Annotated in this window: 16 protein-coding genes; 9 read left to right on the top strand and 7 right to left on the bottom strand. The window is 57.7% G+C overall.

Annotation, left to right across the window (positions count from 1 at the left end; genetic code table 11):
- Positions 1-4 precede the first annotated feature (4 nt).
- Together QP027_RS08715 and QP027_RS08720 are read left to right on the top strand one after the other, a co-directional pair.
- Entirely contained in the window at positions 5-790 is a 786-nt protein-coding gene (locus tag QP027_RS08715) for a DUF1542 domain-containing protein (RefSeq protein ID WP_284824110.1), read from the top strand.
- A 50-nt stretch (positions 791-840) separates the two neighbouring features.
- Complete coding sequence (locus QP027_RS08720; RefSeq protein ID WP_284824112.1) at positions 841-1,665, top strand: aldo/keto reductase; 825 nt, start codon at positions 841-843, stop codon at positions 1,663-1,665.
- 86 nt (positions 1,666-1,751) lie between these two features.
- On the opposite strand, the gene QP027_RS08725 is transcribed toward QP027_RS08720, so the two are convergent.
- Both QP027_RS08725 and QP027_RS08730 read right to left on the bottom strand, forming a co-directional pair.
- Positions 1,752-2,234, bottom strand: a complete 483-nt coding sequence (locus tag QP027_RS08725; RefSeq protein ID WP_284824114.1) for a ribose-5-phosphate isomerase — start codon at positions 2,232-2,234, stop codon at positions 1,752-1,754.
- Between the two features lie 87 nt (positions 2,235-2,321).
- Positions 2,322-2,948, bottom strand: a complete 627-nt coding sequence (locus tag QP027_RS08730; protein ID WP_284824115.1) for a mycothiol-dependent nitroreductase Rv2466c family protein — start codon at positions 2,946-2,948, stop codon at positions 2,322-2,324.
- Positions 2,949-3,067: 119 nt separating this feature from the next.
- Between QP027_RS08730 and pepN the strand changes: the two genes are divergently transcribed.
- From pepN to QP027_RS08750, 4 genes are all read left to right on the top strand, one after another.
- A complete protein-coding gene (pepN, locus tag QP027_RS08735) occupies positions 3,068-5,461 on the top strand; it encodes an aminopeptidase N (RefSeq protein WP_284824116.1) in 2,394 nt (797 codons plus the stop codon).
- A gap of 99 nt (positions 5,462-5,560) precedes the next feature.
- Complete coding sequence (locus QP027_RS08740; protein ID WP_284824118.1) at positions 5,561-6,022, top strand: hypothetical protein; 462 nt, start codon at positions 5,561-5,563, stop codon at positions 6,020-6,022.
- Entirely contained in the window at positions 6,015-7,439 is a 1,425-nt protein-coding gene (locus QP027_RS08745) for a sensor histidine kinase (protein ID WP_284824119.1), read from the top strand. The genes QP027_RS08740 and QP027_RS08745 overlap by 8 nt, the downstream gene beginning before the upstream one ends.
- On the top strand, positions 7,436-8,089 hold the full coding sequence (locus QP027_RS08750) for a response regulator transcription factor (protein WP_284824120.1): 654 nt from the start codon (positions 7,436-7,438) through the stop codon (positions 8,087-8,089). Before QP027_RS08745 ends, QP027_RS08750 begins: the two co-directional genes overlap by 4 nt.
- A gap of 6 nt (positions 8,090-8,095) precedes the next feature.
- Here QP027_RS08750 and QP027_RS08755 read toward each other — a convergent pair whose 3' ends face one another.
- Together QP027_RS08755 and QP027_RS08760 are read right to left on the bottom strand one after the other, a co-directional pair.
- A complete protein-coding gene (locus QP027_RS08755) occupies positions 8,096-8,827 on the bottom strand; it encodes a GntR family transcriptional regulator (protein WP_284824122.1) in 732 nt (243 codons plus the stop codon).
- Positions 8,828-8,936: 109 nt separating this feature from the next.
- Positions 8,937-10,073: a cystathionine gamma-synthase gene (locus tag QP027_RS08760; protein ID WP_284824124.1), complete on the bottom strand. Its 1,137-nt coding sequence runs from the start codon at positions 10,071-10,073 to the stop codon at positions 8,937-8,939.
- A gap of 89 nt (positions 10,074-10,162) precedes the next feature.
- On the opposite strand from QP027_RS08760, the gene QP027_RS08765 reads away from it, so the two are divergent.
- Genes QP027_RS08765 through chrA form a run of 3 tightly spaced genes read left to right on the top strand, consistent with a single transcriptional unit; the run spans position 10,163 to position 12,703 of the window.
- Positions 10,163-11,158 (top strand): mechanosensitive ion channel family protein, encoded by a 996-nt coding sequence (locus QP027_RS08765; protein WP_284826994.1) that lies wholly within the window; start codon positions 10,163-10,165, stop codon positions 11,156-11,158.
- 20 nt (positions 11,159-11,178) lie between these two features.
- Entirely contained in the window at positions 11,179-11,553 is a 375-nt protein-coding gene (locus tag QP027_RS08770) for a globin (protein ID WP_284824126.1), read from the top strand.
- A 13-nt stretch (positions 11,554-11,566) separates the two neighbouring features.
- A complete protein-coding gene (chrA, locus tag QP027_RS08775) occupies positions 11,567-12,703 on the top strand; it encodes a chromate efflux transporter (protein ID WP_284824128.1) in 1,137 nt (378 codons plus the stop codon).
- Between the two features lie 3 nt (positions 12,704-12,706).
- Here the strand turns inward: chrA and QP027_RS08780 are convergent, their stop codons facing one another.
- Genes QP027_RS08780 through ettA form a run of 3 tightly spaced genes read right to left on the bottom strand, consistent with a single transcriptional unit; the run spans position 12,707 to position 15,442 of the window.
- Positions 12,707-13,327, bottom strand: a complete 621-nt coding sequence (locus tag QP027_RS08780; protein ID WP_284824130.1) for a DUF8185 domain-containing protein — start codon at positions 13,325-13,327, stop codon at positions 12,707-12,709.
- Positions 13,324-13,761, bottom strand: coding sequence for an acyl-CoA thioesterase (locus tag QP027_RS08785; RefSeq protein ID WP_284824132.1), 438 nt, complete (start codon positions 13,759-13,761; stop codon positions 13,324-13,326). Before QP027_RS08785 ends, QP027_RS08780 begins: the two co-directional genes overlap by 4 nt.
- A gap of 10 nt (positions 13,762-13,771) precedes the next feature.
- Positions 13,772-15,442, bottom strand: a complete 1,671-nt coding sequence (gene ettA, locus QP027_RS08790; protein ID WP_284824134.1) for an energy-dependent translational throttle protein EttA — start codon at positions 15,440-15,442, stop codon at positions 13,772-13,774.
- Between the last annotated feature and the right edge of the window lie 16 nt (positions 15,443-15,458).

Consider the following 15,458-nt stretch of genomic DNA (forward strand, 5'->3'; position numbering starts at 1 on the left):
AGACATGTCCCTACTCATCCTCCTTGCCATTGCCGGTGGCGCGGTGTGGTTCCTCAGCTCGCGAAACAACCAGAAAAAGCAGCTTGAACTCGATGCCGTGCAATTTGAAGACGCGAAAGCAGACGCGCAGCGATGGGTCGATCGCCTCGGATCCCAAGTCCTGAACATCTCCGGTAGCGACGCTGCCTCGACCCAAGCGATGGCCGACGCCTCCGAACGATTCAACGCAGCAGCCTCTGCACTATCCACCGCCTCCACCGCGAAGCAGGCGCAACTTGCGCGTGAATCTGCCTTGGAAGGCATGCACTATGTCAACGCAGCACGCGAAATCATGGGCATGACTCCTGGCCCGCAGCTTCCGGAGCTCGAAGGGCAACGCCGCGCCGGCAAGGTCACCGAGCGCCGCACGATCCAGCAGGAGAACGGAACCACACTCACGGCTTCCCCATACGCCTCGGCAGAAACTCCGAACTACTACCCGGGCGGCAACGTGGCGGGTCGCCCTGTTCCTGCTGGCTGGTATTCCGAGCCGTGGTGGGCATCGGCGATGCTTACCGGAATGTGGAGCATGTCGTCGATGATGATGTTCTCTGCGATGTTCTCAGGCATGGCCGGCACACCAACGGCCGAAGAGTTTGAGGCTGGCGACATGGGCGATGCCGCCGGCGACATGGGAGACATGGGCGATGCTGGCGACATGGGAGACATGGGCGATGCCGGCGGCGACATGGGTGATATGGGTGGCGGTTTCGATCTCGGCGGCGGCGATTTCGGGGGCTTCGACTTCTAGCTTCCGCATTCGGGGTGCAAAACACCTAGTAACGGGTAGAATCGCGGGGCATGATCCCTAATATCGAACTCAACGATAAAAAGTCTATACCTCAGCTCGGCTTCGGCACTTTCCTTGTGGAACCTGACCAGGCCGAGCGCGTTGTTTCCGAGGCGCTCGAAGTAGGTTACCGCCACATCGACACCGCAGCGTTCTACGGAAATGAGGAAGGGGTTGGTCGCGCGATCAACAATTCCGGTATTCCTCGTGAGGAAATCTTCCTGACCACAAAACTGTGGAACGATCGCCACGAAGACGCCGACGTTGCACTGAATGAATCACTCGAGCGCCTCGGAATGGAGTACGTGGATCTGTACCTGATCCACTGGCCGCTTCCCCGCAATAACAAGTACATCACTGCGTGGAACACTATGGCCGAGCAGCGCGAAAAAGGACTCACCCGCTCCATCGGCGTATGCAACTTCATGCCTGAACACTTGGACAATCTGGTTACTTCTACCGATGTTGTGCCTGTGGTCAACCAGATCGAGCTTCACCCATGGATGCAGCAGAAGGACACCCGCGCCACCGCAAAGAAGCACGGCATCGCCATCGAGTCCTGGCACCCATTGGGCCAGATGAAGAAGGACCTAACCGAGTTCCCTGCCATCACCGATGCTGCTGAAGCGCACGGCAAGTCCGCCGCTCAGGTCATGATCCGCTGGCACCTGCAGAACGGTCTGATCGTGTTCCCGAAGACCAACCACAAGGAACGTATGCAGGAGAACTTCGAGGTCTTCGACTTCGAGCTTTCCGACGACCAAATGTCCGCCATCGAGGCAATGGACCAAGGCGACGAAGGCCGCATTGGATTCCACCCGAACGAGCGAGAGTAAGTTCGTCGAAAAGCACTAGCTACAACGATAAAAGTCGCCGCAACCATTTGTGGCTGGTCACGGCGACTGCGTTGTACGTGGGCTAATTATGCTTCCGGTGCGCCTGGAACCTCAGGCGCTACACCGGTCTTTTCGTACTCGGCGAGGATGTCAATGCGGCGCTGGTGACGCTCCGCCTCGGACCACGCCTGGTCAAGGAATGCGTCGACGATCGCGAGGGACTCTTCCTTGGAGTGCATGCGCCCGCCGATGGCGATCAGCTGGGCGTTGTTGTGCTCGCGCGCAAGACGCGCGGTCTCCTCGGACCAAGCAAGTGCGCAGCGTGCGCCCTTGACCTTGTTCGCGGCGATCTGCTCGCCGTTGCCGGATCCGCCGAGGACGATTCCCAGGGATCCTGGGGTGTCCACAGTGCGTTGTGCTGCATCAATACAAAATGCCGGGTAGTCGTCTTCGGCGTCGTATTCGAATGCTCCGCAGTCGACTACGTCGTGGCCTTGTGCTTTCAGGTGTTCGGCGATTTCGTTTTTCCGCTCGAAGCCTGCATGGTCTGCTCCTAAGTAAACGCGCATGAGTGCCATCCTAGTGGGCTGCATCGCATTTTCCCCACCCGGTGGCACATTCGCGTGTTGTTTTACTTAACGACGAACCTACGCAGCCTACTTCCAGCTACCCAGCTGTGGGTTTTCAAAGCGGTTGCGCTTGAGCTCGAAGAAGTATGGGTAGGCTGCGAGGGTTTTGTAGGCATCAAAGAGCTCGCCCGACTCTTCACCTGCAGGGAAGCGGGTGATCACAGGGCCGAAGAATGCGTTGCCTTCTACCTGGACAATCGGGGTGCCGGAGTCAGAGCCGACTGCGTCCTGACCAGCCTGATGGTAGGCGCGTAGCTGCTCATCCATGTCCTCAGTATTGGCCACGTCGGCGTAGCTAGCGTCAAGCCCGGCGCGTTCCAAGCCCTTGGCAATGACCTCGTCGTAAGCGCCGAAGCCCTTCTTGCCATTGTTGCCCTCTTCGTGGACGATTTCGCCCATTGAGGAGTAGAGCGTGTCAATCTTCTCTGGCTGCTGGGCCTTGACCTTCGCAAACACCCGCGCTGGCCCCCAGTTGGCCTTCATCATGTCGGCGTAGCCCTCATCGATGTCGGCATTCTCATTGAGTACTGCCAGCGACATCGGGATCCACTCGACTTCGATGTCGCGCACGGTTGCTACTTCTTTAATCCAGCGCGAGGTCTTCCACGCGAATGGGCAGGATACGTCGAACCAGAATTTTACTTGCTCAGCCATGGATAAGTCCTTCCACAAATTACTTGAAACTTTTAAAGTATGTGGCCCCCAGCGTAGCAAGAATCCACCAACTGGCAACACATTCTTTCATGTCGGGGTGGCAGTCTACAGTGGTGCACATGACGAAATCTCTGACCCGCTCCCATGCCGATCTCCGCGCACAGCTGATCTCAAACGTGCATTACGACATTGCCTTAGATATCACTGGCACCAGGGAATTTACCTCACGCACTACCGTGACATTTCACGCGCAGCCGGGCGAGGTTTCTATCGATCTCGCTGCTCCACAATGGGAAGCAACGCTTGACGACGAACCCCTACCCCACCTCAACTTCGCGGTGTCCGAAGGCGAACATCGGCTCGTCGTCAATGCTGTAATCCCTTACTCGAAGACCGGCGAAGGCCTCCACCGCTTTGTCGACCCAGCCGATCAGAAAGAGTATCTGTATTCCCAATTTGAGCCCGCGGATGCCCACCGTGTTTTCGCTTGCTTCGACCAACCGGATATCAAGGCCACATATTCCATCGCGGTGACCGCGCCGGAGAAGTACACGGTGATTTTGAACGAACCCGTGACCGTCTCTGCATGCGCCGACGGTAAGCAGCACACCTGCGAGATCGATTACCCGCTGTCGACCTACCTGATTGCATTCATCGCGGGCGAATACGCCAGCGTACACGAAGTTTTCACCGAGACCGTCACGGATATTCCACTTGGCCTTTACGCACGCGCGTCCGTGATCGAACACCTCGATGCTAAGCGTCTTTTCCGCGAGACAAAAGAGGGCTTTACCTACTTCCACGAGAACTTCGGCCTCCCCTACCCATTTACCAAGTACGACCAGATTTTCTGCCCCGAGTTCAATATGGGCGCAATGGAGCACGTCGGCGCGGTGACGATACGAGACGAATACGTCTTCACATCAGAGACCACTCCCTATATGTACGAACGTCGCAACGAGACGATCCTGCACGAGATGGCGCACATGTGGTTTGGCAACCTTGTGACCATGAACTGGTGGGATGACCTGTGGCTCAATGAGTCCTTCGCCACCTGGTCCGCAGCCATCGCGCAGGCGGAGGCCACCGATTACCGCGACGCGTGGGTCACCTTTGCCAACGTGGAGAAGGCCTGGGCCTACCAGCAGGACCAGCTTCCCTCAACCCACCCCGTGGCTACCGACGCGCCGGATGTTGCCACTGCCGAGCAGAACTTCGACGGCATCACCTACGCCAAGGGCGCCTCAGTGCTTAAGCAACTGCAGGCCTATGTTGGTCGCGACGCTTTCTTCGCTGGCGTGCGCGAGCATTTTGCAAACCACTCTTTTGCTAACGCGTCATTCAACGATCTTCTCGGCGCATTGGAAAAGTCCTCAGGCCGCGACCTATCCGATTGGGCCAACCAGTGGCTTCGGACCACAGGCATCTCCCGACTGACCCCTGAAATCACGCCGAGCTCCTTCGCCGTCGTGCAAGACTCCGCGGTCATGCGCACTCACCGCATCGGTATCGGGCTCTACTCGCTTGTCGACGGCCAAGTGACCCGCACCCATTTCGTCGAGGTCGACATCACCGACGAGCGCACTGAGGTTCCCCAGCTCGCGGGCATCGAGCACGACCTAGCGCTGGTCAATGACGACGATCTCACCTACTGCCTCATGGGCATCGCACCTGAACAGCAAGCTTTCCTCCTGGAAAACCTCGGCCGCATCGCCGCCCCTATGCCACGAACCTTGTGTTGGTCGGCGCTGTGGCAGCAGGTACGCGGCGGCGAACTCGCAGCCCGCGAGTTCGTCCGCCTGGTTGCCCGGTTCGCTTCACAAGAAACGTTGCCTTCGGTACTCGAACGTCTTGTCGCCCAGGCGACACAGGCGGTCAAAAACTTTGTCGCACCTGACTGGCAGGAGGAGGGCTTCAACCTGCTCAACCGGGCATTCCGCGGGTCCGAACCTGCAGCAATCTTCGATCGTGCTCTGGCCCGAATTCCGCTGGACGACGACTCAGTGGCATACTTCACCGCCGCCCTAGAGACCTCAAAAAATCAGGAACTTCGCTGGTTAATGATCACGGCCCTCATCGCACGGGGCGATCTCGACCTCAACGCATTGGATACAGAGGACGATACTTCCGCGACTGGCGAACAGGCGAGGTTGCGGGCACGAGCGGTCGTCGATAAGCACTGGGCATTTGAGCAGATCGTCTCCGGTGAACCTTCCAATGTGGATACCCGTTACCTGATGGAAGGTTTCAACTTCACTGATCGCGACTTGGAGCAGTTCACCGACAAGTACTTCGAGTTGGCAGAACGACTTTGGACAACCCTGTCCTCTGAGATGGCGCAACGCACTTTGGCTGGAATCTACCCTCGTTGGGCCGTCAATGAGGATGCACTGGCGCAAGCTGATGCGCTGCTTGCTCGTGATCTTCCCGCCGGGCTACGGCGAGTGATTTCCGAAGAGCAGGACAAGGTGGCGCGCAGTCTACGCAACCGTACAGTTGATGCCGAAAGTTAGATGAGAGAGTTTTCATCGTGAGTTCATAGCTGCTTCATTCTGATCAGTCACAATGGATTCACGACACATTCCCACTCGATTCTTTTCTAAGGACTGACCATGACCGCGCTTCGCCGCTTTGCACCCATCATTGCGCTGCTGGCACTGGTTGTACTCGTTGCGATTGGTGGCCTCGCGCTAGCCAACAACAACAAGGTTCCCGAAGTCAACGAAGAGTCGGCACACATCACGCTGCCTTCAGATCCAACAAGTACGAAGTCTTCAGAGCCCGAGGAAACCTCAACGATGCCGGAGGATGCTTCAGCGGAGACGTCTACGGACGAGACACCTGCAGATGAGGCACCGGTTGACGAGCCTGTCCAGCCAGCTGAACCAGCGCCAGCACCCGCCCCGGCCCCTGCCCCGACACCGGCCCCGGCCCCGGCTCCAGCGCCTGTTCCTGCACCAATAGCTCCCCAGCCGGCTCCTTTGCAGTATTACGACTACGGCGATGACGATGACGACTGGGACGACGATGATTGGGATGACGATTGGGACGATGACGATTGGGACGATGACTAAATCACCATTACAACGCTCTTCGCTACGCCGACGTGTGGTTCTGTGGACCACGCTGGTCGTGCTTCTGACCATGGGCGCCGTCTTCGTCCTAACGCGATCTTTCCTCATCGGACAGGTAACAGATTCAGCGAACGCTGCCGTGGAGCAAGAGATTGAAGAGTTCAACCGGTTCGCCACCGAAGCCGTGGATCCACACACAGGTGAGCCCTTCACAACTTCGCGCTCACTCTTTGAGGCGTACCTTTCCCGGCAGATCCCTGATGACGAAGAAGCCATGGTTGGATTTGTAGACAACCACATGATCCAGATGGACTATTCGCAGCTGGGCGGGCACCATCCGGAACCACTGGCATATGAGGATCCGCTAGTGGCCGAAATAGTCAACAGTCCCGTTCCCTCGGGCATTTGGAAAGACGTCCACTGGGCAAAAGTAACGGTGAACCAGGACGACATGTTCGCTACGGTTATCTACTCGGCGCAAGATCGGGCCGACGTCAACAGCAACCTCTGGTGGATTGCGTTGATCTCTTTCGGCGGCCTGCTCGCTTCGATCGTGATGGCGTGGTTGATTTCGGGGCAAGTAGTCGCACCGATTCGACGGCTGCAGGAAGTCGCCTCCTCCATCAACAACTCTGATCTCACGCAACGCGTCCCGGTGGATAGTGACGATGAGATTGGGCACCTTGCAGAAACCTTCAACGCGATGCTGGACCGCCTCGAGCTTGCGTACCTTGAGCAGCGCCAATTCGTCGACGATGCTGGGCACGAGCTGCGCACACCGATCACGGTGGTCCGCGGGCAACTGGAGCTTTTGCCAACGACGCCTCCGGAGGAAAGGCAGCGCTCCATTGACTTAGCCACGGCTGAACTCGATCGCATGTCACGCATGGTTAATGACATGCTCACCCTGGCTATCGCTGACTCAGGCGACTTTGTAAAACCCGAGTCCGTCGATCTGACCGAGCTCACCATAGAGATCGATGACAAAGCCTCCACCATTTCTCAGCGCGCACAGCTACTCGAGGTCGCGGAGGGAACCGCTACGCTGGATGCGGAGCGCATCACCGAGGCGGTGCTCGAACTGTTCTCCAATGCTTTGAAATACTCCGACGATTCCGTGGAAATCGGCAGCACGTTACATGGATCTGGGACCGACGAGGTCGTGCGATTCTGGGTGCGCGACCGAGGCCAGGGAGTATCCAAAGAGCGACAGGCAGAGTTGTTCGATCGCTTCAAAAGAGGTGATCAATACGCCGCAAGACCAGATGGTGCCGGACTAGGATTATCCATTGTTAAGGCCATCGCAGAGGCACACGGTGGCCGAGCGTACATCGAGTCGACCACAGGTCTTGGCTCCATCTTTGGAATCGAGATCCCAACGAAGCCACAACGCCCCAAGATAGGAGATCCAAAATGAGTCGCATCCTGATCGCCGAAGACGATCGTGGCATCGCTGACTTCATTGAGCGCGGTCTTACGTCTGCCGGGTACGCCTGCAACGTGGTCGATTCCGGCCCCGTGGCGTTTGCCGCAGCCCGTTCCGGCGAATTCGACCTCATGATTCTCGATTTGGGTCTCCCGCATATGGATGGTGCCGACGTGCTCGACCAACTCCGAGTACTCAAAGTGTCCCTCCCGATCATCGTTCTCACGGCGCGCACGAAACTGGAGGACCGAATCCGAGTGCTTGAGGGCGGTGCCGATGACTACATGCCCAAGCCATTCCAGTTCGCAGAATTGTTGGCTCGCATTCGTCTACGCCTGAACGACAAGCAGACATCGTCCGTTGAACTCAGCCGTGGCGACATGGTTCTCGATCTACGCACCCAGCGCGTTGAGATTGACGGGAAATGGAAGGATCTCTCTCGACGCGAGATGGGGCTGCTAGAAACGTTCATGCGCCACCCTGGCCAAATCCTGTCGCGCGCGCAATTGTTGTCCATGGTGTGGGGCATGGATTTCGACCCCGGTTCCAATGTGGTTGATGTGTATATCCGCACCCTGCGCAAGAAGATCGGAGCCGAAAAAATCGAAACCATTCGCGGATCTGGATACAGACTAGTGTAGAACCACCTAGGGCTGCAGGGAGGTTTCGTCTTCGCGGTGAGTGACCACGCGCACCTGGGCAACATCGGGGCGAATTGCCAGTTCGGAATACGCGATGACTTCCTCGCCCGCAAAAGTCTTGCGGGTAATGCGCAGCAGCTGGGTTCCGCCCGGCACATCCAGCGTTTTGCGCTCCGCGTCCGTGGCAGCCCCCGGCGTTACAAGATCTTCACGACGATCCACCGTGGTTCCCATCGTGATCGAAAACGCATCAATCAGCGCGAGGTCGAGATGCTCGATGACGGATTCAAACTCTCGTGCCACATAAAAAACCTCGACGATCGCCGGGTTGTCAGCAATATAACGAACGATTTCAGTGCGAAAGACTGGATCCCCGAGCTCCAGTGACAACGCGGAGGAAACACTGTGATTAGCTTCGACGATGCCCGACTGAACCACTTGATGGGTTTGCTCAAGCCCGATTTCGCGCAGCTGGCGATCGATGCCGACGATGCGCGTCAAATCAAGAACAGGAGGGATGCTTCGGACGAAGGTGCCACCGGTGCGCCCACGCTTGCGGTCGATAAGACCTTCCATCTGAAGCGTGTCAAGTGCGTGGCGCACGGTCATGCGGGCGACATTGAAGTCGTCGACAAGCTCTCTTTCCGCTGGTAGCCGATCTCCTGGTTTGAGCTCACCCGATTCGATTCGGGCACGCAAGGATTCGGCGATTGCCACATAAGCGGGAATGCGCGGCATGCTACCTCCGGTTCGTCTGGGTCTGAGCTTCGAATGTTACACGCATGCATTCTCGTTTACTCGGCAAATAACGCTCAAAGGTCTAGTTGGTAGCGTTGCTACCCCCGCACTAGAGCTGCGCGAGGGCCTGCTCAATGTCGGCGAGAAGATCGTCGATGTCTTCGATACCGACGGAAATTCGAACCAATTCGGATGGCACGGCAAGTTCCGACCCTTCAACAGAAACGTGCGTCATCGTGGCGGGGTGCTCAATTAGAGACTCCACCCCACCTAGCGATTCCGCCAAGCAGAGCAGTTTTGTCGAGGTGCAGAATTTCTTCGCCTGCTCCTCCGTCTGGAAAATCACGGAGACCATCGCACCAAAGCGTCGCATCTGCTTCTTGGCCACTTCGTGGTTTGGGTGAGACTCAAGGCCCGGGTAACACACGCGGGCGACTTCTTCGCGCTGGTTGAAAAACTCCGCGACCTTTTCTGCATTGTCGCAGTGCCGATCCATACGAACGCTGAGAGTCTTGATCCCTCGCGCGGTGAGGTAAGTATCAAAAGGAGACGGAATCGCACCCACCCAACCGAAGAAGAAACGCAGATGTTCTTCAAAGTCGCGGTCGTTCGCGCAGACCAAGCCGCCGATCACGTCTGAGTGCCCACCGAGGTACTTTGTCGACGAGTGCACCACCACGTCGGCACCCAGCTCTAGTGGCTGCTGGAGATACGGTGAGGCGAAAGTGTTGTCGACGACCAGTGTCGCCTCCCCCTTCGCTGCCGCCACCGCCTGGAGATCGACGATGTCTAGCGCCGGGTTGGTCGGCGTTTCCACCCACACGACCTTGGTATTGTCCTGAATCGCGTTCTTCACGTTGTCGGGTTCGGTGAAGTCGACAACTGTATGGCTAATGTCCCACTGGGTGAAAATCTGATTGATCAAGCGGTAGGTGCCACCGTATGCATCGTTTCCGATAACGACGTGGTCGCCTGGCTTCAACAGAATGCGCAACACGGTGTCGATCGCCGCCATGCCCGATGCATACGCAACTGCGTACTCCGCCTTTTCTAGCGCCGCGACCGTCTTCTCCAAAGCGGTAACGGTCGGGTTGCCCACGCGGGTGTACTCGTAGCCATTGCGTAGCTCGCCTAGACCGTCCTGCGCAAAAGTGGTTGACGCGTAGATCGGCACGTTGATGGACCCATACAGGCTGTCGGGTTCATAACCAGCATGGATCGAGTTGGTGGAAAAACCGGTAGTCATAGGGGTCCTTTCAAACTGGGGTTTCAGCAATAGTAGACCAAGCTGTCCATTCGGCGAGGAATTATATGCACGCCTAAGATGAAGCGGTGATGTTTAACGCCCAATCGACACTTCGAGCGATCTCCGAGACACCGGTTCCCACTTCCGTTGATGATGCCGTTAACAGCGTTTCCGCATGGTGGCAGAACCCGCTCACCAAAGAATGGATCGTCGAGCGCCCACTGAAAATCTTGCTGATCCTCGTGATCGCAACCATTTTGGACTGGGTTGCACGCCGCATTATCCGCCGCGCAGCTCAACACAACATCGATAACCAAGGCCGCGCATTCCCAATGATGCGCAAACGCACTGGCGACGAAGCCACTGCCCTACAACAAGCACAGGAAGAACGGCGTAAGCAGCGCGTCAAGACACTGGCACAAGTAGGCAAGTCGGCCGCAGCCATCATCATTTGGGTGTGGGCCATCCTCGCCATCCTTGGCGAACTCGGCCTCAACGTCGCACCGCTCATCGCCTCCGCAGGCATCGTCGGCGTCGCACTCGGCTTCGGCGCGCAGTCCTTGGTCAAAGACTTTCTCTCCGGCATTTTCATGCTTCTGGAGGATCAATACGGCGTCGGCGACACCATCGAGGTCAATGGCATCTCTGGCGATGTCGAAGAAGTCACCTTACGCATCACCACGATTCGCGACATCGACGGTGTCCTCTGGTACGTCCGCAACGGCGAAATCCTCCAGGTAGGAAACTTCTCCGACCGCTACTCCGTCGCCCGCGTCCAGATCCCCATCGCCCTTGTCGCCGACCCAGTCCTCGCGTCGAATGTGATCGAGAAGTCCGCACAAGAAGCGCTTGCCGACGACGAATGGCGCAAGTGCATCCTCGACGATCCGGTACTCAACGGCGCCACTGAATTCGCGGTGGACCACATGAGCTACCGAGTCACAGTAAAGACCCTGCCAGGCAAGCAGTGGGCAGTACAGCGTCATCTGAATGCACGCATTCTCGACGACCTCCTCGACGCAGGAGTACCCCTGCCGTATCCCAAGGGGCGACTCTTGCCGGGCGATGGCACCGAGACTGAGTAACAGCACATAGGCTTGCCAGTATGTCTACGAGTTTTTACGAGGCCGTCGGCGGCGACGAGTTCTTCACCGCATTGGTCGAGGGTTTCTACGCACAGGTCCGTGAGGATGACTTGATCGGGCCAATGTACCCGCAGGACGACTGGGAAGGGGCCGAACAACGACTGAAGTGGTTCCTGGCGCAGTATTGGGGTGGGCCAACCACATTCAACGAAAAGCGCGGTGCACCGATGCTGCGCCGCCGCCATTTCCCCTATGAGATCGGTGATGCCGAGGCACGACGGTGGCTTTCCATGATGTCCAATTCTCTTGACCAGCTAGAAGTATCCGCTGCACATCGCGATGCCCTGTGGGATCATATGGTTCGAGTTGCAGCCATGATGATTAACAAGGAGTAGGTGGGAAGATTTCATGTCGCGGATCGCGGACGTCGCAAAGAGCTTTGGTTATCTCGGACTTACGTCCTTCGGCGGCCCGACCGCACACCTGGGGTATTTCCGCAATGAGTTCGTCGAGAAAAAGAAGTGGCTTTCCGACCGCACCTACGCAGACGTTGTCGCCCTAGCCCAATTCCTGCCAGGTCCCGCTTCCTCCCAGGTTGGCATGGCTCTGGGCTACCACCGCGCCAGTTGGCCGGGTATGGCCCTGTCATGGTTCCTCTTCACCGCCCCTTCGGCGCTCGTTCTCGCATTCTTTGGGCTTTTCCTCGCAGGTGATCAGAACATCGCTGAGTCAGGATGGATCGCTGGCCTTTTGGCTGCCGCCGTCGGCGTGGTCTTCCATGCAGTGTCCGCCATGGCAAAGTCCATGGCCAACACGGCTCTCACCGCAACGATCGCAGTTGCAGCCGCCATTGCCGTGCTGGCGATCGACGTCCCATGGACCATGATGGGGGTCATTCTGATTGCTGGCATCATTGGTTTCTTTGCGTTTCGTGGCGACAAAGACGAAGCGGATGACACTCCCGAGTTTCGCCCAGTGTCGCAAGGCGTTGCGATCGCCTGCTTGGTGCTTTTCTTCGGGCTGCTTTTCGCTTTGAGGCCACTCGGCTTCGACCGCGCCGCGGCCTATTACGAGTCCGGTGCTTTGGTGTTTGGCGGTGGACACGTTGTTCTGCCGCTGCTTGAAAGCTACGCAGTGGGCGACGGTTGGATGACTCAGCAGGAATTCCTCGCCGGATACTCGGTAGCCCAGGCTGTTCCCGGCCCACTGTTCACATTCGCGTCATACCTCGGCGCGGTTGACGGTGGTGTGTGGGGGTCTGTGTTGGCCACGGTCATGATCTTCCTACCGTCGTTCTTGCTCATGACCGCTGGGTTGCACTTCTGGCACCGCTTCGACTTTCTGCGACCAGCGTTTAAAGGCGCAAACGCGGCAGTGGTCGGGCTGCTTTTGGCAGCGCTTTATGACCCAGTGTTTACCCACGGCGTGACCAACATCGCCAGCCTGGCCATTGCCGCAGTAACCTGGTTGGCCCTAGCACAGTGGAAGTTGCCACCGTGGGCCGTGATGGCCGGGGCAGCCCTCGCTGGATGGATACTCCTCTAAGACTTAGACGAAAAGGCCTAGTGACGCTGACTTATACACGGTGCCAAAAGGCGCGTCGAGGCGGATCCAACGCCCCACGGTAGACACCCGCAGGTGACGTGGAATCTCCACTGGTGCGCTAAATCCCGGGATCAAGCCCAATGAGGTGCACGCAAATACCATCCGCATGGGGATCTCGACCTCGTCATCGATGGTGATCACTGTCTGATCCAGCAAAGATTTCGGCGGTCCCAGCGGACCAGAGAACTGGCGTGCAAGATCCTGGCCCTGATTGGCCAACTCGCGCACGACATCTACCGGCAGGGTTTCGCGTTCAACGAACCCAACCTTCGGAGGCAACGCGCCCATCCAATTGGGATCGCGGGCTGTCCCAACCGCTTCACGTTCCACTGCGAGGGCATCGCTGAGATCAAGTGCGGACACCACTGCCCCATCACGGGAGCTGGTGCCTTTAACTCGCCTCGATGCGATTACCTCGAAAGGTGTGGAGACGAAAACGTCGAGGTGGTCGTCGTTAAGCTGCGAAAAGCGGGCCAAGGCGGAGGCATCGAGGCCGACCGCTCGACTGACGAGGGCGCGGAGGCCAGCGGCGCCCTCGGTGATTTGGAGTGACTCGGTGATCACGCGATGTCGCCAACTACGTCGGCGTCAGGGCCTTGGGTAAGGATGCCCACTTCCTTTTGGGTCAGGGAGCGAGGGCGTTCGGCTTCCATGTCGATAGCAACCTGGACGCATTCAACGACGCAAGCAACGCGGCCTTGACGGTCCTTGATCTCTTGGCGCGTGGTGAATGAGGTGTTACCGATTTCAACAACCTGCGTTTCGACGGTGACCACGGTGGTGTCCGGCAAAATCGGGCGCAAGTAGTCGCTCTCGATGTGTCGTACAAACACCGCGAACTCGTGCCCGCGTGCCTCGAAGTGCTCGTTGGCGAACTCGACGCGCGCTTCCTGGGCGATCTCGATGTAATTGGCATTCATAACGTGGCCAAAGCGGTCAAAATCACTCCACCGCAGAGGCACCGACTGAACATGCAGATTGTTGCTGAACTCCGACATACAAGCGATCCTAACGCGTCAGCTTGCGGTGCGTAACTCGAGACGGTTTCGCAGCTTCTTCGCCGAGACGTTCGACCTTGTTCTTCTCGTAATCGCCGAAGTTACCTTCAAACCAGAACCACTTGCCCTCTTCGATATTGCCTTCCCAGGCGAGGATGTGGGTACAGGTGCGGTCGAGGAACCAGCGGTCGTGCGAAATGACCACCGCACAACCAGGGAACTTCTGCAGTGCGTTTTCCAGCGAACCCAGGGTTTCGACGTCAAGGTCGTTTGTTGGCTCGTCAAGAAGGATCAGGTTTCCGCCCTGCTTCAAGGTCAGCGCGAGGTTCAGACGGTTACGCTCACCACCGGAGAGCACCTTGGAAGGCTTCTGCTGATCCGCGCCCTTGAATCCGAATGCAGACAGGTACGCGCGCGAAGGCATTTCGTTCTGACCGACGATGATGTAGTCCAGACCATCGGACACAACTTCCCACACGGTCTTTTCTGGGTCGATGTTCTCGCGCCCCTGGTCAACGTAGGACAGCTTAACGGTGTCGCCCACATTAACTGTGCCTGAATCTGGCTGTTCAAGGCCAACAATGGTCTTGAACAGGGTGGACTTACCCACACCGTTCGGACCAATCACGCCGACGATGCCGTTACGCGGCAGAGTGAAAGAAAGGCCCTTGATCAGGACGCGGCCATCGAAGCCCTTGGTCAGGTTCTCAACCTCAACGACCTTGTTGCCAAGACGCGGTGGGGTTGGGATCTGGATTTCTTCGAAGTCCAACTTCTTGTACTGCTCCGCCTCAGCAGCCATTTCTTCGTAGCGTTCCAGACGCGCCTTGTTCTTGGACTGGCGTGCCTTTGGCGAGGAACGCACCCATGCAAGCTCGTCCTTCAGGCGCTTCTGCAGCTTCTTGTCCTTCTGCCCCGCAACCTCGAGACGCTCTGCCTTCTTCTCCAAGTACGTGGAGTAGTTGCCCTCGTATGGGTAGAGCTTTCCGCGGTCAACCTCACAGATCCATTCCGCGACATTGTCAAGGAAGTAGCGGTCGTGAGTAATCGCGAGGACTGCACCCGGGTAATCCTTTAGGTGCTTCTCCAGCCACAGTACAGATTCGGCATCCAAGTGGTTCGTCGGCTCGTCGAGAAGCAGCAGGTCAGGCTGGCTCAGAAGCAGCTTTGCCAGCGCTACACGACGACGCTCGCCACCGGAGAGGTGGGTAACCATTTCGTCGGCGGGCGGGCAACGCAACGCGTCCATCGCCTGCTCGATCTTGGAGTCGACCTCCCACGCGTCAGCTGCGTCGAGATCTTCCTGCAGCTTGCCCATTTCTTCCATGAGCTCGTCAGTGTAGTTGGTCGCCATTTCCTCGGCGATCTCCTCGAAGCGCTTCTTCTTCTCGAAGATATCACCCAGGCCCTCTTCGACGTTCTCGCGAACGGTCTTTTCCTCGTTCAGCGGTGGCTCCTGCAGCAGGATGCCGACGGTTGCGCCAGGATCCAGGAAAGCTTCACCGTTGTTCGGCTGGTCAATGCCCGCCATGATCTTGAGCAACGACGACTTACCTGCGCCGTTGGGGCCCACGACACCAATCTTGGCGCCCGGGTAGAAAGCCATGGTGACGTTGTCAAGGATGACCTTGTCACCGATGGCCCTGCGTACATTTTTCATCGTGTAGATGAACTCAGCCACGAAAACCCCTTTGTGT

Origin of the sequence: Corynebacterium breve (genome assembly GCF_030252165.1) — a bacterium.
GTDB lineage: Bacteria > Actinomycetota > Actinomycetes > Mycobacteriales > Mycobacteriaceae > Corynebacterium > Corynebacterium breve.